The sequence below is a fragment of the Streptomyces sp. NPDC044061 genome (assembly GCF_056434305.1).
Genome location: NZ_JBWKFL010000003.1, coordinates 350498 through 373484, shown reverse-complemented (window position 1 = coordinate 373484; position 22987 = coordinate 350498). Strand labels below are relative to the sequence as shown.

General features: G+C 72.6%; 19 protein-coding genes and 2 tRNA genes. 6 read left to right on the top strand and 15 right to left on the bottom strand.

The genetic code is table 11. The features are described from left to right. Window positions 1-2: 2 nt before the first annotated feature. The gene (locus AC07CM_RS06535; RefSeq protein WP_478875212.1) at window positions 3-473 is read left to right on the top strand and encodes a PPOX class F420-dependent oxidoreductase; all 471 of its coding nucleotides are present in this window, start codon (window positions 3-5) and stop codon (window positions 471-473) included. Here the strand turns inward: AC07CM_RS06535 and AC07CM_RS06530 are convergent, their stop codons facing one another. The 8 genes from AC07CM_RS06530 to AC07CM_RS06495 form a co-directional block, all read right to left on the bottom strand. Beyond that, window positions 474-1229, bottom strand: coding sequence for a TetR/AcrR family transcriptional regulator (locus tag AC07CM_RS06530; protein ID WP_478875211.1), 756 nt, complete (start codon window positions 1227-1229; stop codon window positions 474-476). A 145-nt stretch (window positions 1230-1374) separates the two neighbouring features. After that, complete coding sequence (locus AC07CM_RS06525; RefSeq protein WP_478875210.1) at window positions 1375-3633, bottom strand: glycosyltransferase family 39 protein; 2259 nt, start codon at window positions 3631-3633, stop codon at window positions 1375-1377. Next, a complete protein-coding gene (locus AC07CM_RS06520) occupies window positions 3630-5111 on the bottom strand; it encodes a bifunctional glycosyltransferase family 2/GtrA family protein (protein ID WP_478875209.1) in 1482 nt (493 codons plus the stop codon). Before AC07CM_RS06520 ends, AC07CM_RS06525 begins: the two co-directional genes overlap by 4 nt. 14 nt (window positions 5112-5125) lie before the next feature. Next, the gene (locus tag AC07CM_RS06515) at window positions 5126-6778 is read right to left on the bottom strand and encodes a sensor histidine kinase (protein ID WP_478875208.1); all 1653 of its coding nucleotides are present in this window, start codon (window positions 6776-6778) and stop codon (window positions 5126-5128) included. Beyond that, on the bottom strand, window positions 6775-7515 hold the full coding sequence (locus AC07CM_RS06510) for a response regulator transcription factor (RefSeq protein WP_478875207.1): 741 nt from the start codon (window positions 7513-7515) through the stop codon (window positions 6775-6777). The genes AC07CM_RS06515 and AC07CM_RS06510 overlap by 4 nt, the downstream gene beginning before the upstream one ends. 100 nt (window positions 7516-7615) lie before the next feature. Continuing rightward, window positions 7616-7972, bottom strand: coding sequence for an antibiotic biosynthesis monooxygenase family protein (locus AC07CM_RS06505; RefSeq protein ID WP_478875206.1), 357 nt, complete (start codon window positions 7970-7972; stop codon window positions 7616-7618). Between the two features lie 105 nt (window positions 7973-8077). Further along, a complete protein-coding gene (locus tag AC07CM_RS06500) occupies window positions 8078-8950 on the bottom strand; it encodes a DUF2797 domain-containing protein (RefSeq protein ID WP_478875205.1) in 873 nt (290 codons plus the stop codon). Window positions 8951-9047: 97 nt separating this feature from the next. Beyond that, window positions 9048-9422, bottom strand: a complete 375-nt coding sequence (locus tag AC07CM_RS06495; protein ID WP_478875204.1) for an HGxxPAAW family protein — start codon at window positions 9420-9422, stop codon at window positions 9048-9050. A gap of 83 nt (window positions 9423-9505) precedes the next feature. Here AC07CM_RS06495 and AC07CM_RS06490 point away from each other — a divergent pair, with 83 nt between their 5' ends. Beyond that, a complete protein-coding gene (locus AC07CM_RS06490; protein ID WP_478875203.1) occupies window positions 9506-9997 on the top strand; it encodes a MarR family winged helix-turn-helix transcriptional regulator in 492 nt (163 codons plus the stop codon). Window positions 9998-10452: 455 nt separating this feature from the next. Further along, a complete protein-coding gene (locus tag AC07CM_RS06485) occupies window positions 10453-11253 on the top strand; it encodes a DUF2637 domain-containing protein (protein ID WP_478875202.1) in 801 nt (266 codons plus the stop codon). Window positions 11254-11375: 122 nt separating this feature from the next. Here the strand turns inward: AC07CM_RS06485 and AC07CM_RS06480 are convergent. Both AC07CM_RS06480 and AC07CM_RS06475 read right to left on the bottom strand, forming a co-directional pair. Beyond that, window positions 11376-11448, bottom strand: a tRNA-Arg gene (locus AC07CM_RS06480). Window positions 11449-11665: 217 nt separating this feature from the next. Next, window positions 11666-11756: transfer RNA gene (locus AC07CM_RS06475), tRNA-Ser, on the bottom strand. Window positions 11757-11948: 192 nt separating this feature from the next. Between AC07CM_RS06475 and AC07CM_RS06470 the strand changes: the two genes are divergently transcribed. Both AC07CM_RS06470 and AC07CM_RS06465 read left to right on the top strand, forming a co-directional pair. Continuing rightward, on the top strand, window positions 11949-12419 hold the full coding sequence (locus AC07CM_RS06470) for an SSI family serine proteinase inhibitor (protein ID WP_478875201.1): 471 nt from the start codon (window positions 11949-11951) through the stop codon (window positions 12417-12419). 248 nt (window positions 12420-12667) lie between these two features. Continuing rightward, entirely contained in the window at window positions 12668-16990 is a 4323-nt protein-coding gene (locus AC07CM_RS06465) for a hybrid sensor histidine kinase/response regulator (protein ID WP_478875200.1), read from the top strand. 19 nt (window positions 16991-17009) lie between these two features. On the opposite strand, the gene AC07CM_RS06460 is transcribed toward AC07CM_RS06465, so the two are convergent. After that, complete coding sequence (locus AC07CM_RS06460) at window positions 17010-17591, bottom strand: TetR/AcrR family transcriptional regulator (protein WP_478875199.1); 582 nt, start codon at window positions 17589-17591, stop codon at window positions 17010-17012. Window positions 17592-17717: 126 nt separating this feature from the next. Here AC07CM_RS06460 and AC07CM_RS06455 point away from each other — a divergent pair, with 126 nt between their 5' ends. After that, window positions 17718-18923 (top strand): MFS transporter, encoded by a 1206-nt coding sequence (locus tag AC07CM_RS06455; protein WP_478875198.1) that lies wholly within the window; start codon window positions 17718-17720, stop codon window positions 18921-18923. Window positions 18924-18953: 30 nt separating this feature from the next. On the opposite strand, the gene AC07CM_RS06450 is transcribed toward AC07CM_RS06455, so the two are convergent. The 4 genes from AC07CM_RS06450 to AC07CM_RS06435 form a co-directional block, all read right to left on the bottom strand. Further along, entirely contained in the window at window positions 18954-20609 is a 1656-nt protein-coding gene (locus AC07CM_RS06450) for a long-chain fatty acid--CoA ligase (protein ID WP_478875329.1), read from the bottom strand. A gap of 99 nt (window positions 20610-20708) precedes the next feature. Then, entirely contained in the window at window positions 20709-21266 is a 558-nt protein-coding gene (locus tag AC07CM_RS06445) for a SigE family RNA polymerase sigma factor (protein WP_478875197.1), read from the bottom strand. A gap of 147 nt (window positions 21267-21413) precedes the next feature. After that, window positions 21414-22580 (bottom strand): lipid-transfer protein, encoded by a 1167-nt coding sequence (locus AC07CM_RS06440; protein WP_478875196.1) that lies wholly within the window; start codon window positions 22578-22580, stop codon window positions 21414-21416. After that, window positions 22577-22984 (bottom strand): MaoC family dehydratase, encoded by a 408-nt coding sequence (locus tag AC07CM_RS06435; protein WP_478875195.1) that lies wholly within the window; start codon window positions 22982-22984, stop codon window positions 22577-22579. Before AC07CM_RS06435 ends, AC07CM_RS06440 begins: the two co-directional genes overlap by 4 nt. Window positions 22985-22987 lie beyond the last annotated feature (3 nt).

Genomic DNA, 22987 nt, shown 5'->3' with positions numbered 1-22987 from the left:
ACATGGCACCCAACATCGCGACGAACACCCGAGTGTCCCTGGACGAACTGCTGGACTTCGTACGCCGCCGCCACCACGCGATCCTGCTCACCCGCCGGGCCGACGGCAGCCCCCAGGGCTCCCCGCTGGCCTGCGGGGTCGACGACTCGGGCCGGATCGTGGTCTCCACCTACCCGGAGCGCGCGAAGACCCGCAACGCCAAGCGGGACCCACGGGTCAGCCTGATCGTCCTGAGCGACGACTGGAACGGCCCCTGGGTCCAGATCGACGGCACGGCGGACGTCGTCGACAGCCCCGACTCGGTGGAACCGCTGGTCGAGTACTACCGCAACATCGCCGGCGAGCACCCGGACTGGGACGAGTACCGGGAGGCGATGGTCAAGCAGGGCAAGTCGATCATCCGTGTGACGCCGGAGCGGTGGGGCCCGGTGGCGACGGGCGGCTTCCCGGCGCGGCTGGTGGCCGGGGAGTAGTCAGCCGCGCTCGACCATCGCCTCCATGCCGGCCACCAGCAGGTCCAGGGCGAAGGTGAAGTCCCGGTCCATCATCTCGGCGACCGTGTCGCCGCCGCGGGCGTCCATGATCTCCTTGGACTCCTGAAGGTAGTCCGCGGCCCCTGGATCCTGCCGGGCCGAGTTCATGGCCTGCTGGTAGTAGTCGTCCGGGGTCAGTCCGGAGTCCGCGATCCGGGACAGGAACTGGCCCTCGATCGTCCCGTAGCCGTACACGAACTGGAACACGGCCGAGATCGCACTGGTCACGCGGTGCGCGGGCAGCCCTGCGCGGCGGACCACCCGCTGCACACTGCGGGAGAACGCGAGCGCGTTGGGGCCGATGTTGAGGTACCGCCCGGCCAGCGGCGACAGCCAGGGGTGGCGCACCAGCAGCGCCCGGTACCCGGTGGCCAGCGCCCGCAGCTGCTCCCGCCAGTCGGCGTCGTCCCGGACGGCGGGCAGCGGCAGCTCGCCGTAGGCCGCGTCCAGGGCGAGTTCGAGCAGGTCGTCCTTGGTGTCGACGTACCAGTACAGGGACATCGCGGTGACGTTCAGCTCACCGGCCAGCCGGCGCATGGAGAACCTCGCCAGCCCCTCGGCGTCGAGCAGCCGCACGGACACCTCGGTGATCCGCTCCCGGTCCAGTCCCGAGGGCTGCGCACTGCGCCCGCCGCGGCGGACCTTGCCGTCGAGCCACACACTGCCCCGCGCCGACCCGGCACCGGCCTTCGCCATCGACGCACCTCTCTCGAACTCCGGCCACTTCTCACGATGCTAGGCGCGCGGCGGGGCCGGAGGGGCGCGCGGAACCGGGCGATCGGCCGCGAAACGACGGGAGGCGGTGGCCCTTCGGCCACCGCCTCCCGTCCCGTGCCGTACGTCAGCCGCTCTTCTTCTGGGTGAGGTCGTAGAAGGTGGCCGAACCGACCGTCACCTTCTTGAAGTTGTTCTGCACCCAGGAGCTGATCCCGGACGACGCACCGCTGTCGCCGCCTCCCATGCCACCGCCCATGCCGCCGGCGATGAAGTAGTGGATCTTTCCTGCCGCCACGTACTTCTTGAACTCGGCGAGCGTCGGGGACGGGTCGGTGCCGTTGAAGCCGCCGATCGCCATCACCGGGTCACCGGTGGCCAGCTGGTAGCTCGCGGCGTTCTGCGAGCCGATGGAGGCGGCGACCCAGGTGTACCGGCCCGCGTCCGTCTCCAGCAGCTTCTTGGCCGCGGAGTTGACGTCCGCGCCGTTCAGCAGGCCGCCGGCACCGCCGCCGCCCATCCGGCCGCCCTCGCCCATGGCACCGCCGCCCGGGAAGCCGTTGCCGTTCTGCTGCCCCTGCTGCCCCTGCTGCCCCTGCTGCCCCTGCTGGTTCTGGCCCTGGGAGTTGCCGTTCCGGCCCGGCATGCCACCTCCCGGCATGCCACCGCCGGGGACGCCCTGGCCCTGACCCGGCACGGTCCCGTTGCCGTTCTGCTGACCCTGCTGGCCCTGACCCTGCTGGCCCTGACCCGGCATGCCGCCGCCGAAGCCGCCGCGCATGCCGCCGCCCGTGCCACCGCCCGGACCGCCGCCGCCGAAGCCCATCGTGCTCGCGCCCGCCGGACCGGCCGTCGGGATGGAGCCGGTGTGCGCGGAGTTCACCGTGCTGAGGGTGTACGCCGTGGGACCGGCGAGTGCGGCCACCAGGCCCACAGCCGCAGCACCGAGGGCCAGCTGACGCGAGATGCGGCCCGCGAAGACCAGTCCGAACGCGGCCGCGAGCCCGCCGATCAGGACCAGCCACTTCAGCCAGGGCAGATAGCCGGAGGTGCGGTTGAGCAGGACGTACCCCCAGGCGGCCGCGGCCACCACGGCGGCGGCCAGCGTGATCGACGCCCAGGTCTCCCTGCGCTTCTCCCACAGCAGCCCGGCGCCCATGCCGGTGACGGCCGCGACGTAGGGGGCGAGGGCCACCGTGTAGTACTGGTGGAAGATGCCCGCCATGTAGCTGAAGACCACCATGGTGATCAGCAGCGAGCCGCCCCACGCCAGGAACGAGGCGCGCGTGACGGACGTACGGCGCGCCTTCCGGGTCGCCCAGAGGCCGGCGACCAGCAGGATCAGCGCGGCCGGGATCAGCCAGGAGATCTGGCTGCCGATCTCGGAGTTGAACATCCGGTCCCAGCCGGTCGAGCCCCAGCGCCCGGAGCCGTTGCCGCCGCCACCGCCACCGACACTGCCGGTCTCGTCGCCGCTGATCCGGCCGAGGCCGTTGTAGCCGAAGGTCAGCTCCAGGAAGCTGTTGTTCTGCGAACCGCCGATGTAGGGACGCGAGGAGGCCGGCCACAGCTCGACGACCGCGACCCACCAGCCGCCGGCCACGACCAGCGCGACGGTCGCCAGGCCCAGCTGCACCAGCCGCTTACGCAGCCTCACCGGACCGCAGACGGCGTACACGATCGCCAGCGGCGGCAGGATCAGGAAGGCCTGCAGCGTCTTGGCGAGGAAGGCGAAGCCGATCGCGGCCCCGGCCCACACCAGCCACCTCGTCCGGCCGTCCTCCACGGCCCGTACGACGAAATAGCAGGCCAGCGACATCAGCAGCGCCAGCAGCGCGTCGGGGTTGTTGAACCGGAACATCAGCGCGGCGACCGGGGTGAGCGCCAGCACCGCACCCGCGACGAGACCCGCCGCCGGGCTGAACCGGCGCCGTACACCCGCGTACACCACCGCCACCGTGCCGACGCCCATGAGGACCTCGGGGGTGAGGATCGCCCACGAGTTCAGGCCGAAGATCCTGACCGACAGCTCCATCGGCCACATGAAGGCCGAGGGCTTGTCGACGGTGATGGCGTTGCCCGCGTCCAGCGAGCCGAAGAAGAACGCCTTCCAGGACTTGCTGCCCGCCTGGACGGCCGCCGAGTAGAAGGAGTTGGCGTAGCCGGAGGCGCTCAGATTGTACAGGTAGGTGACGAGGGTGAGGGCCAGCAGGCCGAGAAGGGCCGGGCGTGCCCAGCGCGGGTCCTCGGGACGGCCGCGCCACAGTCCGCGGGTCCGGGGCTGCCTGGGCTCACCGGCCTCGGGGGCCTCGGGTGGAGCCGTGGGCGGCGGGCCCCAGGCGACGGGTGTGCCCTGTGCGGTGGGCGGGTCGTAGTGGGTGGTCATCGGGAGTCCCCCGGATCGGTGTCGTGAGGGCGCACCGGCTGCAACCGCATGGTGGCGTCCCTCCAGCTGCCGTCCGCGGCTTCACCGGCGCGGACCTGGGTGGTCTGGTACGGGATGTACGGCTGGTACGGCACCGGGCGCTGCGGAAGCGGTCCGCCCGGCGGGTACGGCACGCTCGTCGTGTACGTCGGCGAGGACAGGGTGTGCGTGGCGACCACCGTCGAGCCGCCGGACTCCTCCCCGCGGTCCGAGAACACCCAGGCCCGGAAGAGCAGGAAGCGCAGGACGGTCGCCGCGAGGTTGGCGGCGATGAGCACCGCCAGCTCGGTGGAGTGCGCCGGGTTGCCGGTGGCCGCGTCGAGGGCGGCCAGGGAGCCGCTGGTCAGGGCGAGTCCGATGCCGAAGACGACCAGGCCCTGCGCCTGGTGCCGTACGGCACCGCCCCGGCCCCGGACCCCGAAGGTCAGCCGGCGGTTGGCGGCCGTGTTGGCGACGGCCGAGACGAGCAGGGCGAGCGCGTTGGCGATCTGCGAACCGGAGAACTGCCGGAAGACGCTGTAGAGCAGCAGGTAGAACAGGGTGGAAAGGCCGCCGACCACACAGAACCCGACGAGCTGGCGGGCCAGCCCCTTGGGCACGTCCTGGATCTCGCGGTCGCGCGGGTCGTCGCCGAAGGGCCGGGTGAGCCGGTCCAGCGGCAGCGAACCGGTGGCCAGGGCCTTGCCGATCCGCCACACGCCCTTGAGGTCGTCGGTGGCCGTCTTCACGATGTGCACGGTGGAGTCCGGGTCGTCGACCCAGTCGACCGGCACCTCGTGGATCCTGAGCCCGGCACGCTCGGCGAGCACCAGCATCTCGGTGTCGAAGAACCAGCCGGTGTCCTCCACCAGCGGCAGCAGCACCTGGGCGACGTCGCGGCGGATGGCCTTGAAGCCGCACTGGGCGTCGGAGAACCGGGCCTGCAGCGAGCCGCGCAGGATCAGGTTGTAGGCCCGGCTGATGAACTCGCGCTTGGGGCCGCGCACGACCCGGGAGGCGCGGGCGAGCCGGGAGCCGATCGCGAGGTCCGAGTGGCCCGAGATCAGCGGTGCCACCAGCGGCAGCAGGGCGTTGAGGTCGGTGGACAGGTCGACGTCCATGTACGCGAGGATCGGCGCGTCGGACGCGGACCACACGGTCCTGAGGGCGCGCCCACGGCCCTTCTGCGCCAGCCGGAAGTTGGTGACCTCGGGGATCTCCGCCTCCAGCCGCGCCGCCACCAGCGGGGTGCTGTCCGTGGACGCGTTGTCCGCGATCGTGATGCGGAAGGCGTACGGGAAGGTGCGCGTCAGGTGCGCGTGCAGTCTGCGGACGCACGGCTGGAGGTCCTTCTCCTCGTTGTAGACGGGGATCACTACGTCCAGGACAGGCGTACCGGCGTCTCCGGCCGGGAGGTGCTCCCGCGCCGGCAGGGTGCCGGGAGAAGAGTCGGTTCGCATGGAACCGACTCTCGTCAGGCGCCCTGTCGCACCGATGTGGTGGCACTGTGCTGTGCCTGTGAGTGCGAGTGCCAGTTCGTCTCGGGGTCCGGCCGGGGCAGGGCCGGGGCGAGCGCGGGCAGGTGCACGGTGAACACCGTCCGTCCCGGGACGCTGTCCACGGTCACGGCGCCGCCGTGCGCGGCGGCCACGGCCTGCACGATGGCGAGCCCGAGACCGGTCGAACCGGTGGCACGCGAGCGGGCGGAGTCGCCCCGCGCGAACCGCTCGAAGACATGCGGCAGCAGCTCCGGCGGGATGCCCTGCCCGTTGTCCTCCACGTCGACGCACATCCACGGCCCGCGCCGCTGTACCCGCGCGGTGACCGTCGTACCGGGCGGGGTGTGGTTGCGGGCGTTGCCGAGCAGGTTGACGAGCACCTGTTGCAGGCGTGCCGCGTCCGCCGACACCAGGGCCGGTTCGTCGGGCAGTTCGAGCCGCCAGTTGTGGTCCATGCCGGCCGCGCGGGCGTCGCTGACGGTGTCCACGACGAGCGGAACGAGGTCGGTCTGCTCGAACTGCAGCGGCCGGCCGGCGTCGAGGCGGGCGAGCAGGAGCAGGTCCTCGACGAGGAGCGTCATCCGCCCGGCCTCGGACTCGATCCGTCCGAGGGCGTGCCGGGTGTCGGGCCCGACCTGTTCGCGCCCGCGCCGGGTGAGTTCCGCGTACCCGCGGATGGAGGCGAGCGGTGTCCGCAGCTCGTGACTGGCGTCCGCGACGAACTGCCGTACCCGCGTCTCGCTCTGCTGCCGGGCGTGCAGAGCGCCGTGCACATGGTCGAGCATGCGGTTGAGCGCGGCGCCGACCCGGCCGACCTCGGTGTGCGGGTCGCACTCGGAGTCCGGGACCCGCTCGCTGAGGTTCACCTCGCCGGTGTGCAGGGTGAGTTCGGAGACCCGGCCGGCGGTGGCGGCGACCTTGCGCAGGGGGCGGGTGGCGACGCCGACGAGCACGTAGCCCGCGATTCCGGCGGCGACCAGGCCGGCGGCGGTGACGCTGACCTCGACCAGGATGAGGGTGTCGATGTTGTCGTCGACGTCCTTGGTGGGCAGGGCGACGTAGTACGCGTCGCTGCTGTCCCGGCTCGCCATGTACTTGACGAGGTAGTCCCCGAGCCCCGGGAGCTCCACGGTGTGCGCCCTGTTGTCCTTCGCCACCTCGGCGAGGGCCTGCTTCTGCGCCGCGGTGAGGGAGCCGGCCCGCATCTTCTTGAACAGGCCGTAGTCGTCGTTGAGCTGCTGGGCGACCCCGGCGGAGGTGATCGAGCCGTCCTGCACGTAGGCGGCGACGGTCTGGGGCTGGGTGGGGCCCTTGGTGAGCAGGTTGTCGACCTTCTCGCCCGGCGTGGCGGTGACCCCGGACGAGGCGTCCTGGCCCGCCGGGTTCGCGCCGGGGCTGCCGGCGCCCGGGGGCAGCTGCATGTGACCGACCGCGCGCATGGCGGTCTCCGTCACCTTGTCCTCCAGCTGGTCGTACAGGTGCTGCCGCAACGCGAGTGTCGTCACGGTGCCGATCACCGCGCACACCACGGCGATCAGCACCACCGACGCGACGACGAGCCGGGTCCGCAGGGTGCGCGGCTGTCCCGCTCGCTTCTTCTGCGGACGCGGCCGTCGTCGTCCGCTCATGACACGGCGGGCTTGATGAGGTATCCGGCCCCACGCCGGGTGTGGATCATGGGCTCACGGCCGGCGTCGATCTTCCTGCGCAGGTACGAGATGTACAGCTCGACCACATTGGCCTGACCGCCGAAGTCGTACGACCACACGCGGTCCAGGATCTGCGCCTTGCTGAGCACGCGCCGCGGATTGCGCATCAGGAAGCGCAGCAGCTCGAACTCGGTGGCGGTGAGGTGGATGGACTGCCCGTCCCGCGAGACCTCGTGGCTGTCCTCGTCCAGGGTGAGGTCACCGACGACGAGTACCGAGTCGGACCGCCGGTCGGCCGCCCCGGACCTGCGGATCAGTCCCCGCAGCCGGGCGACGACCTCCTCCAGGCTGAACGGCTTGGTGACGTAGTCGTCGCCGCCGGCGGTGAGCCCGGCGATGCGGTCCTCGACGGCGTCCTTGGCGGTGAGGAAGAGGACGGGCACGTCGGGCAGCTCGCGCCGCAGCCGGCCCAGCACGGTGAGCCCGTCCATGTCGGGCAGCATCATGTCCAGGACGACGGCGTCGGGCCGGAACTCGCGGGCGGTCTGGATGGCCCCCTGCCCGTCGCCCGCACTCCTGATCTGCCAGCCCTCGTAACGAAGAGCCATGCTCAGCAGTTCGGTGATCGACAACTCGTCGTCCACCACAAGCACTCGGACGGGGCTCCCGTCCGGCCTCAGCAGTTCGGTGCGCCCCTGGGGCGAGGTCGTGGTCATGGTGGACACCTTGTCGGGGTCCTCTGAGAACACGCTTTCACGAATCTGTGATTTCCCTAAGAAACACACAGGCGCCTCTCAGGGAACTCCTGGGAAGCACTCACGTGCGCGAGAACCCGTGGCTGTGCTCGACCCGGGCGATGTGGATCACGTACCGCTCGTACCACCGTTCGCGCCCACGCAGCTTGGCGTCGAGGTGCTCGGGGTGGCGGCGCCACTCCTCGATACCGGCGAGGTCCCGGAAGTAGGCGACGGAGATCGCGAGTCCGCCGGGCGTGTGGGCGAAGTCCTCGCCGAGGAAGCCCGGGATCTCCCGCACGAGACCGGAGAGGTGTCGTGCGGTGTCGGTGTATCCGTCGGGGTCGCGGTCGGTGCGGTGGGAGGCGAACACCACTGCGTAGTAGGGGGGTTCGAAGGCGGACGTCGGGCTGACAGGCGCAAGTCGCTGATCGCTCATGTCGGCCACGATGACCGGACGCGCAGCCGCGGGTCCATGGACCTTGCCCAAAGGGATCCGTGAGGGATCCATCTCTTGACCTTCGGGCTCACGGGCCGCCGCGGCTCAGAACAGCCCCTCCTGCTCGCTCCTGAACTCCCTTGCCGGGACGCCGAGAACGCTTGCCGGTGCGGTCAGCGGCGCCAGCTCCCACCCGGTCATCAGCCGCGTGTCGACCACGACCACCCCCCGTCCCGCGATCCCCAGATGAAGATCGGGTCCGGCGGCCGCGACCAGGTCACCGCTCACGGCGCCGCCCGGGACGAGCTGGACGACGTCACCGAAGGCGGCCGGTACACCGGAGAGCCCGAACCGGACCACGTGGTCGACGGGTTGACACGGCTCTCTGGTCAACGACTCGGGCCATCCGCCCAGTACGACCGCACGCGCGTGCAGCTCCCGCACCTCGGCCGCCCGCTCGTCCTCCGTCTCGGGCAGCGCCGCCCGCACCGCCCGCTTCTCGGCGTACGGAATGCGGTCCGGCACCTGGAGGGCGGCCCGCAGCAGCTCCTCGGTGCGCCGGGCGGCCATCAGGGGTCCGCTGCCCAGCCAGCTGAAGCAGACGGCCCCCTGCTCGAGCAGCCGCGCCGACCCGCGCTCGACGGCGGTGATGCCGACCTTGACCATGCCGGGCCCGAACCACGCCAGGTACACCCGGTAGGGCCGCGGGTCGTCGGCGATGGTGTCGGCGGCCACGGAGTGCGCCCGGTCCAGCCGCGCGCACTCCTCGCACCGGGCCCCCGTGCTCCGCCCGGACACCCCGGCCCGCAGCGGACACGCGTGTCCCCGCGCCCCCACGCACCGCCGTGCCGAGCCCTCCGCGACGGCGAACGCGACCCGCTTCCCCCACGGCAGCGCACTGCGCCGCCCCCCGTCCCACACCAGCACGGGGCCTTCCGGCGTCCAGCGCAGTCCCGAGCATCTCCACACGTGTGCCATCACTCGTGAGGGTAGGAGGTGGCACTGACAGCGCCCCGGGAGCGGCCACCGCGGGCCCTCCGCCCGCGTCACGGGAGGACGGGCACGGGCACGGCCCTCAGTCGACGGGCGACAGCGGCACCGATTCCGCGCGAGCCCCGTCCGGCACCACGGTCGCCGGCGTCGCGTCCGCCGCGGTCCGCCCCCGCCCCGCCAGCCGGCAGCTGACGCAACCGGGGTGTCCGTCCCCGGCCCGGGCGTCCCGGACCCGCATCCCCCACTGGTCCCTCGGCCGCACCCCCGGCGGCTTGCCCCAGCCCGACAGATGCAGCACCCAGGTCACCAGGACGCTCAGGCCCACGATCGCGAGCCCGCCCACGAGGGCCGGTACCGAGACCGTGCACACCCCCAGTCCCAGCACGGCGCTTCCGACGGTCGCGACACCTGCGCCGGTCCAGCCGGCGATCGTGTGACCCTCGTCGTACAGACTCATGCAGCCGCCTCCAGGGACTATGTTCCCTCACGGACCAAGACATTTACCGCTCGAATATCTCACCAACTAAGGGATTGCGAAAGATGGACGGCAGGACCCGACCGCCCGCCACCCCGGCCCGGGCGCTGTCGGCGATGGACCACCTCATCGCCGCCCACCTGATCGGCCAGCAGGAGCTGGCCCGGCGGCTCGGCCTGAACGTCACCGACCTGACCTGCTTCGCCTTCGTCCTGGAGGCGGGCGACGAGCTGCTCACGGCCGGCGACCTGGCGGCCCGCGCCCACGTCACCACGGGCGCGGTGACCGGCATCCTCAACCGGCTCGAACGCGCCGGCTACGTCACCCGCCGCTCCGACCCCGCCGACCGCCGGCGGGTCCGCGTGGCCGCCGTACCGGCGGCGGTGACCCGCGTCGAGGCCGTGTACGCGGGCCACTACCAGCGCCTCACGGCCCTGTTCGCCGACTACTCCCCCGAGGAGCTGGCGGTCGTCACGGACTGGTTCACCCGGGCGACCGCACTGGCCCACGAGTACCTGGAGAAGCTGAACAGGAACGACCCGGAGGAGGAGTGCTGAGACCCGCGCCCCCCAATGGCCGGTCCGGCCGTGCGAGTTGACCGTGCCGGGGATGAAATGCGAGAAATCAACGAACGCTTTTCATTCTTCATACAGCTGCATATAGGGCCGCCCGATACCTGAACAAGGTGTTTGTCCGGCTAATCCTTCACCCGATCGCCGCGCATCCACCGCCGAAATAAGCCGTTAGTGGGAATATGACTCAGGCAACGATGGGGCAAGCTCGGGGATCCACGCGGCTGGGCTCCTACACCTACGTCCCCGCCCCGGACCGGAGGGGCGCGGTCAATGGAACCCTGTTGAAGGGGGGCCTCCCCGTCACGCTCGACGCGAGCGAAGAGATCCTGCAGGAGTTCATGGACGTCATGAACGCCCTGGAAAGGGATCTGTCGAGACGCTGGGCCCGGGCGGAAACCTGGCCCCGTCGATCACGAACAGAATAGCCGCATCAGGTCATGCATTACGAGCAGACGGGTTACTACCCGAATTCGGCCCCCGATTATCCGGACGGCCACCAGGGCAGCGGCAGGCACCGGGCACCCACCGATATTTTTTACACTCCGCTGATTCCGCCCGACTCGGGGTGGGACCCGGCGGAAGAGCTGGCCTTCATGCTGCAGGACGCCATGGAGGAGGAACAGCAGCAGCAGGCGAGAATCCCGGCGGCGCGCACCGAGGAACCGGTACCCGAGCCGAACCCGAAGACGCCCCGCGAAGCCCTGGTGGAAATCACGGCGGAGCTGCCCCCGTTGAAGGGCGGTCGCCGGGGGCACCGCAAGGTGAGGGAACGCCGGCGGCTGGACACGATCCGCACCGCCAGCTACATCATCGCCGCCCTGGCGACCGTCATCGCGGGCGCCGTGAGCATCTTCGGCGGAATGATCGCGTACGACCCGCTGCGGTTCGTCGCGGAGTCCCGGACGCACAGCGGCGTGGTCGCCTGGTGGCCCGTTCTCGTCTTCGGCCCCTGGCTGGTGGCGTCGCTGTCCATCCTCCGCGCGGCGCTGCACCAGCGGCGGGCCTTCCACTCCTGGTGCGTCATCCTGATCTTCTCCGCCCTCGCGATGGGACTGTGCGTGGCCCAGGCGCCGAAGGACGTCGTCGACACCGCGGCCGCCGCCCTGCCGAGCTTCGCCTCCCTGGCCTGCTTCCAGCAGCTGGTGCGTCAGATCACCCTCACCAGGCCGCCCCGGCGGTCGCTGCCCCGGCACCGGGTGCAGTCGGCCGAGAAGTCCACTGACGGGGCGTCGGCTTAGAGCCGCGCCGCCGGTGACGGCCCGGGCACCGTCGCGGTGTCCGGGCCGGAAGATCGCGCGCGGAGATCGCGCATACGGAAAACGCCGAAGGCCCCGGATCTCTCCGGGGCCTTCAACCTGTGTGCACTCGGCAGGATTCGAACCTGCAACCTTCTGATCCGTAGTCAGATGCTCTATCCGTTAAGCTACGAGTGCTTGTTCTTTTGTTTTTGTCTCCGCTCCCGGCCCTCCCGGCCCGCTCGCGGCGACAGGAAGAACATTACATGACTGCCGCCGTCATGTGAAATCCGATTCGCACACCCCTTGTGACCTGCGAAAACACGGATTCGGACGGGGAACGCGAGTCGAGGGCGCCGGAAGCCCCGGAACGCCGAAGCCCCGGTCCTGGGGACCGGGGCTTCGGGATCAGGCGCGGAGGCGGAGGGATTTGAACCCTCGATGGGATGTAAGTCCCAAACCGCATTAGCAGTGCGGCGCCATAGACCGGACTAGGCGACGCCTCCAGCACAACCACTCACGCGAGCGCGCGAGCGGTGCGTGCAGATGATGACACAGTCGAGCGTGCTGTCACCAATCGACCCCCACGGTACTAGGCGCGAGGGCCACAGGGCAAAGGGCCGCCCGGCGGGGCGGCCGGCACGCGTCCGGCGCAACGTCCCGGGGGCGCGAGCGTTGGGCAGGGCATGATCTCTGTCATGTCGGTCGTCTCCCGGGGCGTCCTGCTGTCGGCCCTCGCCGCCGCCTCGGTCTCGTCGTCCCTGGTCACCCTCGCCGCCGTACCCGCCAAGGCCGCGTCCGCCGTGCCCCCGCCGGCCCGGCCCGAGGACCGGGCCGGTGATCACCTCACCGTCGTAGTGCGGCACGCCGGCGCCGGGCGGGACGGGACGTACGAGCTGTCCTGTCACCCCGGAGCCGGGAACCACCCGGACGTGGCGGGCGCCTGCCGGGTGCTCGACGAGAACACGCGCTGGGGGCGGGACACCTTCGCCCCGGTGCCCCCCGGCAGCACCTGCACCATGCTGTACGGCGGCCCGGCCACCGCCCACGTCACCGGCACCTGGGCCGGACGGCCCGTCGACACCACGTACGACCGCGGCGACGGATGCGAGATCGGGCGGTGGGACCGGATGGTGCCCCTCCTGCCGGGGACCGGTTCCGCCTCGTAGGCGCCTCGCGGCCGAGTCACCGGTGCCGTAAAGGTCCCGCGAAGGTCTCGCGGAGCCGGCGCGCGGCCGACCCCGGAGCGAAACCGTACGGTCACATGTTCGCCGTCACTTCCTCGTGCGACCTCCCTCTCATCCGGCGTCGCGAGCGCAACCCGAGCCCTTAGACTCCCTCGCGTGACACGTCGCGGGCCGGTTGGCAAGATGGCCCGAGCGGTCGGCAAAGTGCGGTAACAGGGAGGAAGCGTCTCGTGAGCAGCAGGCCATCCCGAGGCGCTGCTCGCCTCGCAGCCATACTCGACGCGCTGCCCGACGCGTTGGTCCTGGTCAACGCGAACGGAACCGTCGTCAACGCCAACACCATCGCCCTGGAGGCCTTCGAGGCGCCGGGTACCGCCCTCGTCGGGCGCGGGCTGCTCGATCTGCTGCCGCAGTTCGACTCCAGGCTGATCCCCGGCTCGATGCGACGGCCCGACCACATGGACCCGCGGGGCCGGACCAAGCCGACGCGGATGATCGCGCGGCGGACCGACGGGAGCGAGTTCCCGGTCGAGGTCACGAGCGCGAATCTGGAGAACGGTCAGCAGGCGTACGACGGTTACGGCTACACCGGTGACGAGCTGCTGATGCTCGTCGTGCGGGACCTGTCCGGGACCGTGGACACCGAGGCCGAGCTGGCCCGCTCGCAGCGGCAGACCGAGATGATCCTGCGGGCAGCGGCCGAGGGCGTCGTGGGCACCGACACCGACGGGCGGATCGTGCTCGTCAACCCGGCCGCCGCCCAGATACTGGGGTACCGGGCCGGTGAGCTGGGCGGCAAGGAGCTGCACACCCTGGTGCTGCACTCGCGCGCCGACGGCTCCCCCTTCCCCTACGAGGAGTCGGCGCTCGCCGACACGCTGCGCTCCGGGCGCAAGCACCGGGTGCGCGGGCAGGTGCTGTGGTCCAAGGGCGACGAGAAGGTGTCGGTCGATCTGACCACCGCGCCCGTGCGCGACGGCGACCAGCTCGTCGGCGCCGTCATGACCTTCACGGACCGGCGGCCGTACGACACCCTCGCCGAGGAGAAGGACACGCTGGAGAAGGCGCACGCCGACGAGGTGGAGCGGCTCTCCGAGGAGCACGCCTCCGACCTGACCGCGCTGCGCCAGCAGCACGTCACCGAACTCGAGGAACTGCGCGAGAAGCACGAGGAGGAGGTGGCGGCCGGCGAGGAGCGGTACGCCGCCCTCGGCGAGCGGGAGAAGGACCGGTACGAGGCCCTCGCCGGCCGGCACGAGCAGTTGCTCACGCTGCTCGGGCGGTCCCTGCGCGGGCCGCTGGACGAACTGCGCCGCGAGCTGTCCGCCCTGGCCGCCGACGACGCCGGGCAGCTGTGGCCCGAGGCCAACCAGGTGCTGCACCACCTCTCGGCCGGGTACTCGCGCATCACCACCCTCATCGACAACGTCCTCGGCTACCAGCGGCTGGACGCGGGCACGGAGGACATCACCCGTACCAAGGTGATGCTCGACGCCGTCGTCGCCGCGGGTGTGGAAGGGGCCGTCGAGCTGATCGGTCCCGGGCGTGTGCAGTTCGCCGTCCACGCACCGCCCATCGAGGCCGAGGTGGACCCGCAGCGGCTCGCCACCGCGCTCGCGCATCTCGTGGCGGACGTCGCGGGCGTCGACGCCACCGGCAACACGCCCGTGTCCGCGGGCGGTTACCTGGACAACACCGTCGTGGTCGCGGCCGCGCAGCGCGGTGAGGTCGCGCGGATCGAGGTGCGCGGCCCGTACGCCGGGGGAGACCCGGTGCACGAGCCGATGGTGCGCGGGATCGTACGGGCGCACGGCGGTGTGCTGCAGACGCACGAGGTGCCCGGCATGAGCGGCAGCGCGTACGTCCTCGAAGTGCCGCTCGGCGGCGGCGCCGGAGCGGTCGCCGCATCGGCTCTGGACGCCGGGGACACCGCTGCCGAGGGCGCCGAGGGCGCCGCGCCCGCCGAGCAGGGCACCGGCGCCGGCCGGCGGCGGGCCCGGCGGGCCTCCACGGACGCCTTCCTGGAGAGCGACACCGCCGGTGAGCCCGCTGACGGCGAGGCGGAGGCGCCCGTCCCGACCGGGCGGCGCCGCAGGCGTGCGGTGGCCGAGGTCGAGGCGGCCCCGGCCGTGGACGAGGGCCCGGAGGCCGGGTCCGGCGGGACCGGACGGCGACGCGGACGGTCCGCCGACAACGACGCCGGTCCGGGCGTGTCCGAAGGCGCGGTGATGACCGCGGCCGAGCATGCCGCGGGTACCGCCGCCGCAGGCAGCGGGCTCGGCGGCACCGTGCCGCCGCAGGGCGTGCCCGCGCCCACGGGACGCCGCGCCCGGCGAGACTCCGGCGAACCGCAGGCCGCCCTGCCGCCCGCGCTGCCCGCCGCAGGTACGGAGCCGGCTCAGCCCGTCCCGGCCGAGGGCGAGCAGCCGACCGGGCGGCGCCGGCGTGCGCTGGCCGCCGCCGCGGAGCGGGCCGCCGCGCAGGAGGCGGGGGCCCGTACGGTCTTCGCGCTGCCCCCGGCCGAGGCCGACCGCTCACCCGACTCCGCCGACACGGCGACGGGTGTGGGCGTGGCCGTGGCTCCGGGCGCGCAGGTGCCCGCTCAGGCGCGGGTTCCCGTCGAGGGGACGACCGGCGACGGCCGGCACGACGCCGTACCGCTCGACCAGGCCGAGGACCACACCCCGCCGCAGCCGCACCCCACGAACGCACCGACCGGTCGCCGCCGGCGGGCCGTGGCCCAGCCGGGGGAGGCGGTGCCGGGAGCACCCGCCCAGGCCGCGGTGGCCCTTCCCGCCCAGATGACTCCGGAGCAGCCCGGACAGGTTCCGCGGCCCTCCCCGGCCGCCGCCGGTCAGCCGACCCCGGGGCACGGGATCATCCCGGCGCAGGGCACCACCTCGCCGACGGGCGCGGTCGCCCAGCCCGGTGTCGCGGCTCAGGCGGCTCCCGGCCGGCCGGGGACCGTGCCCGACGCCGCCGTGCCCGCGCAGGGCACCGCGGGTCAGGGCGTACCGGTGCCGCCGGGCCGGCCGGTCCCGGCCCAGGTGGCACCCGGCCAGCCCGTACCCGCACGGGTCCCCCAGGGGCAGCAGGCGCCCGCGGTGCCCGTTGCGGCGGCGCAGTCGATCCCGCCGGCCGGCACCCCCACGGCGCCCCAGCCCGCCCAGCCGCTCCCGGCGGAGAACACCCCGGCCGCCGGCACGCCCGCGGCCGCGCTCCCCCAGCAGTGGCCGGGCACCGACGACACCTCGGGCGCGGGCTTCCCGGGAGCCCAGGCGGGCCCCGCGCCACGGACCGCGCAGCCCGGCACCGCCACGCCCGCGCCCGGCACCCCGCTCCCCCCGGAGCACGCCGGTGCGCAGCGGCAGCGGGCGGCACAGCCGCTGCCCGCCGAGGCCTCGGGACCCGCGGCCGACCCCAACTCCACGCAGGGCCGGGCCATCAGCGTGCGCACGCTGGGCCAGGGCGTGCCGTTCTCGCGGCAGGCCTTGCAGGTGCAGCAGACGGCGACCCCGCCCCCGCACGCCCCGGGCGGTTCCGGCCGCCGGCGCAAGCTGGGCACGCCTCCCGACCCGGCCGCGCGCCCCGAGCCGCAGCCGGAGCAGGCGGCCCGGCCGCACCCGCCGGCCGAACAGCCGCCCGCACAGCCCTCGCTCGCGGGTCAGTCACGGCTCGCCCCGGCCACCGAGGGCCCCGGACGCTCGTACGCCATAGGCGCCCCGGACGCGAACGCGGCCGAGGGGCCCGAACCGCTGGACGGTCCCGGCGGGGCCGTCGAGGTCGCGGACACCCCGCGCCCGCAGCCGCTGGACGACGAGCTGCCCCCGGAGCCGCTGGACAACCCGCGCCGGCTGCTGGTGTGGCCGGCACCGGACGTGACGACCCAGCAGGCGCTGAGCGACCGCGGCTACCGGCCGGTCATCGTGCACTCGCGCGAGGAGGTCGACGCGCAGATCGCGGCCTTCCCCGCCGCGCTGTTCGTGGACCCGCTGACCGGCCCGATCACCCGGACCGCGCTGCAGTCGCTGCGCCAGGCGGCAGTCGCGGCCGAGGTGCCGGTGCTGGTCACGGCCGGGCTCGGGCAGGCGACCCGGGAGGCGGCGTACGGCGCCGATCCCGCCGTGCTCCTGAAGGCGCTGGCGCCGCGTGACAGCGAGCAGCATCCGCCGCGGGTGCTGCTCATCGAGGAGCACGCGGAGATCGCGCTGGCGCTGACGGCGACGCTGGAGCGGCGCGGGATGCAGGTGGCGCGGGCCGCGAACGACGACGACGCGGTGACGCTGGCGGGGCAGTTCCGGCCCAACCTCGTGGTGACGGACCTGATGCAGGCGCAGCGGCGGCAGACCGGCTCCACCGGGATCATCGACTGGCTCCGTGCGAACGGCCTGCTCAACCGCACTCCGCTCGTCGTCTATACCGCCGCCGTCGACCAGGCCGACCTGCCTCGGCTGGCCTCGGGCGAGACGGTCCTGTTCCTCGCGGAGCGCTCCACCAGCACCGAGGTGCAGACGCGGATCGTCGACCTGCTGGCCAGGATCGGCACCAACTAGGCGCCGAGTCGGGCGCCCGCTAAAGCGCGACCAGCCTGCGGGCCGCCTCCTTGATCGAGGCCCGCAGGCGCTCGCGGTCGTCGTTCTCGCCGCCCGTGAGGATGCGCCGCATCTGCGGGACGACGGCGGTCCAGTTGGCGAGGGCGACCAGGAGGAAGAGCAGGTCGCCGGGCGGCATGGCATCGCTGATCACGCCACGGGCCTGGCCGTCCTCGATCGCGGCCACCTTGCGGGCGTAGTGGTCCTGGCGCTCCGACTCGTCGGGCAGTTCGGCGCTGCCGTACTCGACGCCCTCCCAGAAGAGGAGACGCAGCAGTTCGGGGTGGGCGGCGTGGTAGTCGAGGAGCCGGTCGATCCAGCCCTCGATGTCGTCCGGGTCGACGGGGACGGCCGCGGCCAGGTCGACCATGGACCTGCCCAGGACCTGGGTGAACAGCTCCGCCTTGTTGCCGAAGTAGGCGTAGATCAGCTGCTTGTTGGCCTTGGCCCCGGCGGCGATGCGGTCGATGCGGGCACCCGCGATGCCGTGCCGGGCGAACTCGGCGACCGCCGCCTCGAAGATGCGGGCCTTCGTGGCCTCGGGGTCCCTGACTGCTGCCATGCGGTCAGCGTACCGCCCAAGTAACCAACCGTTTGGTTGACAGGGAATCCCGGCGAGGTGCACTCTGTTGACGTTTCCAACCAACCAGTTAGTTGTGCGAGTCGGCTCTAAGGAGTGCCTCCGCTCATGCCGTCAGCGACCACCGCCCACCAGGAACCACAGGTCCGGGCCCCCGCCCGCGAGCAGGCCGCCGCCGGCCGGCTCTTCCTCCTGCTCATCGCCGTCTGCACCGCCGTCACGGCCGCCAACATCTACCTCGCCGCCCCGCTGCTCCCGCTGATCGCCCACGACTTCGGCACGGTCCCCTCGGCCGTCACCTGGATCGCCTCGGTCGCGCAGCTCGGCTACGCGGCCGGTCTGCTCTTCTTCGCCCCGCTCGGCGACCGCGTCAACCGGCGCCCGCTGGTCGCCCTGCTCTCGCTGGCCACCACCGCGGCGCTGGGGCTCGCCGCGGCCGCGACCGGCACCGGCGCCCTCGCCGCCGCCGTCTTCGTAGCCGCCGCGGCGACCGTGATCCCGCAGCTGCTGGTCCCGCTGGTCGCCGAACGCGCCCCCGCCCACCACCGCGCCCGCCATGTCGCCGCCGTCATCGCCGGGCTGTTCACCGGCATCGTCGCGGCCCGGGTCGTCGGCGGCCTGGCCGGACAGGCCTTCGGCTGGCGGTGGGTGTTCGCCGGGTCCGGCGCGCTGACCCTGCTGCTGGGCCTGGCCACGGCTCTGGCCCTGCCGTCGGAGCGGCGCCCTCGCACGGGAGGGCTGTTCTCCGGCATCGCCGAGCTGCCCGGACTCGTGCGCCGCTCGCCGGACCTGTGGCGGGCGTGCGTGCGGCAGGCCGGGATGTTCGGCGCCTGGAGCGCCCTGTGGACCTCGCTCGCCCTGCTGCTGACCGGCCCGGCGTACGGCCTGTCCACCGCGACCGCCGGTCTGTTCGGCCTCTTCGGTCTCACGGCCAGCGCGGTGGCCCCGATCGCGGGCGGCCTGGTCGACCGCTTCGGCGCCGCCAAAGTCGTACAGCACGCCTATCTGCTCGCCGCAGTGTCCGTGCCGCTGTTCTGGCTCGGCGGGCACGTTCTCGTCGCGCTGTTCGCGGGCGCGGTCGCGATCCACGCCGCCCTGGTCGCCTCCCACGTGGCCAACCAGACACTGGCCCTGACGACCACCTCCGCACCGGCCACCGCCAACACCGCCTATGTGGTCGCCGGCTTCACGGGCGGCGCCCTGGCCTCGATCCTCGCGGGCCTGGCCTTCGGCCACTGGGGCTGGGGCGGGGTCAGCGCGGTGGCGGGGGTGTGGCTGCTGCTGGGCTGGGGGAGCACGGCGGTACGGCGATGACGCCCGCCGCACTCCCCGGCCGCGTGCCGGTCAGAGCCGGGTGACGTCCAGCGCCCCCTCCGCGTACCGCGCGCGGAGCACCTTCTTGTCGAACTTGCCGACGCTCGTCTTCGGGACCGACTCGACGATCGTCCAGCGCTCCGGGAGCTGCCACTTGGCGATGCGGACCTCCTCGGCGAGGAAGGTGCGCAGCGTCTCGAAGTCGGCGGTGGCGCCCTCCTTGAGGACGACCGTGGCCAGCGGGCGCTCGCCCCACTTCTCGTCGGGTACGGCGACCACGGCGGCCTCGGCGACATCCGGGTGGGACATCAGCGCGTTCTCCAGCTCGACCGAGGAGATCCACTCGCCGCCGGACTTGATGACGTCCTTGGCGCGGTCGGTGAGGGTGAGGTAGCCGTCGGGGGAGATGGTGCCGACGTCGCCGGTCTTCAGCCAGCCGTCCTCGCTGAACTTGTCGGCGGGGCGCAGCGGTTCGGCGTCGGGGCCGTTGTAGTAGGCGCCCGCGATCCACGGGCCGCGCACCTCCAGCTCGCCCGCCGACTCGCCGTCCCGGGGCAGGCGCTCTCCGCTGGGGCCGGTGAGCCGGGCCTCGACGCCGGCCGGGAAGCGGCCCTGGGTGAGGCGGTAGGCGAACTCCTCCTCGGTGCCGACCGCGTGGGCCGGCGGGCGGGACACCGTGCCGAGCGGGGAGGTCTCCGTCATACCCCAAGCGTGGCAGACCCGCATGCCGAGGTTGTCGAAGGCCGACATCAGGGAGGGCGGGCAGGCCGAGCCGCCGATGGTGACCTGGGTGAGGGAGGAGACGTTCCGGGGCCTGTTCGTCAGCTCGGCGAGCAGGCCCTGCCAGATGGTGGGGACGGCGGCGGCGTGCGTCGGCCGCTCCCGCTCGATCATCTCGGCGAGCGGGGCGGGCTGCAGGAACCGGTCCGGCATCAGCATGTCGACGCCGGTCATGAACGTGGCGTGCGGCAGTCCCCAGGCGTTGACGTGGAACTGCGGGACCACGACCAGCGAGGTGTCCTGGTCGGTCAGGCCCATCGACTGCGTCATGTTGACCTGCATGGAGTGCAGGTAGATCGAACGGTGGCTGTACACCACGCCCTTGGGGTCCCCGGTCGTGCCGGAGGTGTAGCACATCGCGGCGGCCGCGCGCTCGTCCAGCTCGGGCCAGTCGTAGGTGGTGGACCGGCCGTCGATCAGCTCCTCGTACTCGTGCACGCGCGCGGTGCCGCCGCGCAGCGGGGCGCGGTCACCGGGGCCGGAGACGACGAGGTGTTCCACCGAGGGCAGCTTGGGCAGCAGCGGTGCGAGCAGCGGGATCAGCGAGCCGTTCACGATGATCACGCGGTCGGCGGCGTGGTTGACGATCCACACCAGCTGCTCGGCGGGCAGCCGCAGGTTGAGGGTGTGCAGCACCGCGCCCATGGACGGGATCGCGAAGTACGCCTCGACGTGTTCGGCGTTGTTCCACATCAGCGTGGCGACCCGCTCGTCGCCCCGGACGCCGAGTTCGTCCCGCAGGGCGTTCGCCAGCCGGGCCGCACGGGCCCCGACCTCGGCGAAGGTGCGCCGGTGCGGCTCGGCCTCCCCGGTCCAGGTGGTCACCCGCGACGAGCCGTGGACCGTCGACCCGTGGGTCAGGATCCTCGAGATCAGCAGCGGTACGTCCTGCATGGTGCTCAGCACGGCGTCCTCCAGGGCGACATTGCCTACGCGGTGGTAGAGGGCTGCGCTGATTCTGCGCACATACCGAGCGGTATGTCACTAGGGGGAGGCAAACTCGGTTCAGCGAACCAGTCCCAGCTCCGGATCCTCGCGCAGCTTTCCCAGGGCCCGCGAGACCGCCGACTTCACCGTACCCACCGAGACTCCGAGCACCTCGGCCGTCTGGGCCTCGCTCAGGTCCTCGTAATACCTGAGGACGACCATCGCCCGCTGCCGCGCGGGCAGTTTGGCGATCGCCCGCCACATCGCGTCGTGCAGCGCCTGCCGCTCGGCGGGATCGTCCCCGCCGGGTACCGGCTCCGGCTCGGGCAGCTCGTCGCAGACGTACTCGTCCACTCTGCGCTTGCGCCACTGCGAGGTCCGCGTGTTCAGCAGCGCCCGGCGCACATAGCCGTCGAGCGCCCGGTGGTCCTCGATCCGCTCCCAAGCCACATAGGTCTTGGTGAGCGCGGTCTGCAGCAGGTCCTCGGCATCGCTCGGGTTGGCGGTCAGCGAGCGCGCGGTGCGCAGCAGGACCGGCTGGCGGGCCCTCACGTACGACGAGAAGGACGGGTACGCGTGGGCCTGCCGCGCTGGTGCGGCGGCGGCCGAGGCGCTGGTGCAGACGGGTGTGGTCATGGCTCCACGCTAGGAGCGGATCACGCTCCGGCGGATCGGCCCCAGGTCCCGAAGCCGGGTCCCCCTCAGGTTGTAGGGGTGGGGGTGGCTCCACCTCCTGAAGGTGGACCGGGGGAGCACCGCCTGTGCGGGTTCACCCCTGAGGGCTCACCCGTCGGCCGTCAGCACCAGCCCCGACGTCGGCACCCCGGTACCGGCCGTCACCAGGGTCCGGGCCGCCCCCGGTATCTGGTTGGCGGCCGTGCCCCGCAGCTGGCGTACCGCCTCCGCCACTCCGTTCATCCCGTGCAGATACGCCTCCCCGAGCTGGCCCCCGTGGGTGTTCAGCGGCAGCCGCTCCTCGGCCGCGAAGCCGGCCGCCTCTCCCTTCCCGCAGAACCCGAACTCCTCCAGCTGCATCAGCACGAACGGCGTGAAGTGGTCGTACAGGATGCCCACGTCGATCTCGGCCGGGCCCAGTCCCGACGTACGCCACAGCTGCCGGGCCACCACCCCCATCTCCGGCAGGCCGGTGAGGTCGTCCCGGTAGAAGCTGGTCATCTGCTCCTGCGCCCGGCCGGCTCCCTGGGCGGCCGCCGCGATCACGGCGGGCGGGTGCGGCAGGTCCCGGGCCCGCTCGAGCGACGTCACCACCAGGGCCTGCCCGCCGTCGGTCTCCTGACAGCAGTCCAGCAGTCTGAGCGGCTCCACGATCCAGCGGGAGGCGGCGTGTTCGGCGAGGGTGATGGGTCGGCCGTGGAAGTAGGCCGCCGGGTTCGTCGCCGCGTACTTGCGGTCCACCACGGCCACGGGCCCGAACGCCTCGGGGGTCAGGCCGTAGGTGTGCAGATACCGCTGGGCCGCCATCGCCACCCAGGAGGCCGGGGTGAGCAGGCCGAACGGCAGCGCCCAGCCGAGCGCCACGCCCTCCGCCGACGGCTCCCGGTGCTGCACGCCCGCGCCGAATCTGCGGCCCGAGCGCTCGTTGAAGGCCCGGTAGCAGACCACCACCTCCGCCACGCCCGCCGCCACCGCGAGCGCCGCCTGCTGGACGGTCGCGCAGGCCGCCCCGCCGCCGTAGTGGACACGGGAGAAGAAGGACAGCTCTCCCATCCCGCAGGCCTGGGCCACCGTGATCTCCGGGCTGGTGTCCATCGTGAACGTCACCAGTCCGTCCACGTCCGCCGGTGTGAGTCCCGCGTCGTCCAGCGCGGCTCCCACCGCCTCCACCGCGAGCCGCAGCTCACTGCGCCCGGAGTCCTTGGAGAACGCGGTGGCTCCGATGCCGACGACGGCCGCCCGGCCGCCGAGCGAGTCGCGTGCGCGCACGCTCATGACGCGGCCTCCCGAGCGGGGAGGGCGACGGTCACCGTGCCGGTCACGTGCCGGCCCAGGGCGTTGGCCCCGACCACGCGGACCGTCACCGTGTCGCCCTCGACCTCCTCGATCCTGCCCGTGAGCACCATCGTGTCCCCCGGGTAGTTGGGCGCCCCCAGCCGGATGGCGACCTTGCGGAGCACCGCCGAAGGGCCGAAGTGGTCAGTGATGTACCGGCCGACCAGCCCGTTCGTCGTCAGGATGTTCATGAAGACGTCGGGTGAGCCCTTCTGCCGGGCCAGCTCCGCGTCGTGGTGCACGTCCTGGTAGTCCCGGGAGGCGACGGCCCCGGCCACGATCAGCGTGCGGGTGACCGGGATCTCCAGCGGCGGCAGTTCCGCGCCCGCCCTCGGCGACTTCATGAC

Coding starts and splice junctions, on each gene's coding strand:
- AC07CM_RS06460 (WP_478875199.1), bottom strand. CDS start 17,591: ATGGCAGCAGTCAGGGACCCCGAGGCCACGAAGGCCCGCATCTTCGAG.
- AC07CM_RS06530 (WP_478875211.1), bottom strand. CDS start 1,229: ATGGCGAAGGCCGGTGCCGGGTCGGCGCGGGGCAGTGTGTGGCTCGAC.
- AC07CM_RS06470 (WP_478875201.1), top strand. CDS start 11,949: ATGTCGGTCGTCTCCCGGGGCGTCCTGCTGTCGGCCCTCGCCGCCGCC.
- AC07CM_RS06515 (WP_478875208.1), bottom strand. CDS start 6,778: ATGAGCGGACGACGACGGCCGCGTCCGCAGAAGAAGCGAGCGGGACAG.
- AC07CM_RS06505 (WP_478875206.1), bottom strand. CDS start 7,972: ATGAGCGATCAGCGACTTGCGCCTGTCAGCCCGACGTCCGCCTTCGAA.
- AC07CM_RS06440 (WP_478875196.1), bottom strand. CDS start 22,580: ATGAGCGTGCGCGCACGCGACTCGCTCGGCGGCCGGGCGGCCGTCGTC.
- AC07CM_RS06535 (WP_478875212.1), top strand. CDS start 3: ATGGCACCCAACATCGCGACGAACACCCGAGTGTCCCTGGACGAACTG.
- AC07CM_RS06455 (WP_478875198.1), top strand. CDS start 17,718: ATGCCGTCAGCGACCACCGCCCACCAGGAACCACAGGTCCGGGCCCCC.
- AC07CM_RS06500 (WP_478875205.1), bottom strand. CDS start 8,950: ATGGCACACGTGTGGAGATGCTCGGGACTGCGCTGGACGCCGGAAGGC.
- AC07CM_RS06435 (WP_478875195.1), bottom strand. CDS start 22,984: ATGAAGTCGCCGAGGGCGGGCGCGGAACTGCCGCCGCTGGAGATCCCG.
- AC07CM_RS06490 (WP_478875203.1), top strand. CDS start 9,506: ATGGACGGCAGGACCCGACCGCCCGCCACCCCGGCCCGGGCGCTGTCG.
- AC07CM_RS06445 (WP_478875197.1), bottom strand. CDS start 21,266: ATGACCACACCCGTCTGCACCAGCGCCTCGGCCGCCGCCGCACCAGCG.
- AC07CM_RS06525 (WP_478875210.1), bottom strand. CDS start 3,633: ATGACCACCCACTACGACCCGCCCACCGCACAGGGCACACCCGTCGCC.
- AC07CM_RS06485 (WP_478875202.1), top strand. CDS start 10,453: ATGCATTACGAGCAGACGGGTTACTACCCGAATTCGGCCCCCGATTAT.
- AC07CM_RS06495 (WP_478875204.1), bottom strand. CDS start 9,422: ATGAGTCTGTACGACGAGGGTCACACGATCGCCGGCTGGACCGGCGCA.
- AC07CM_RS06510 (WP_478875207.1), bottom strand. CDS start 7,515: ATGACCACGACCTCGCCCCAGGGGCGCACCGAACTGCTGAGGCCGGAC.
- AC07CM_RS06520 (WP_478875209.1), bottom strand. CDS start 5,111: ATGCGAACCGACTCTTCTCCCGGCACCCTGCCGGCGCGGGAGCACCTC.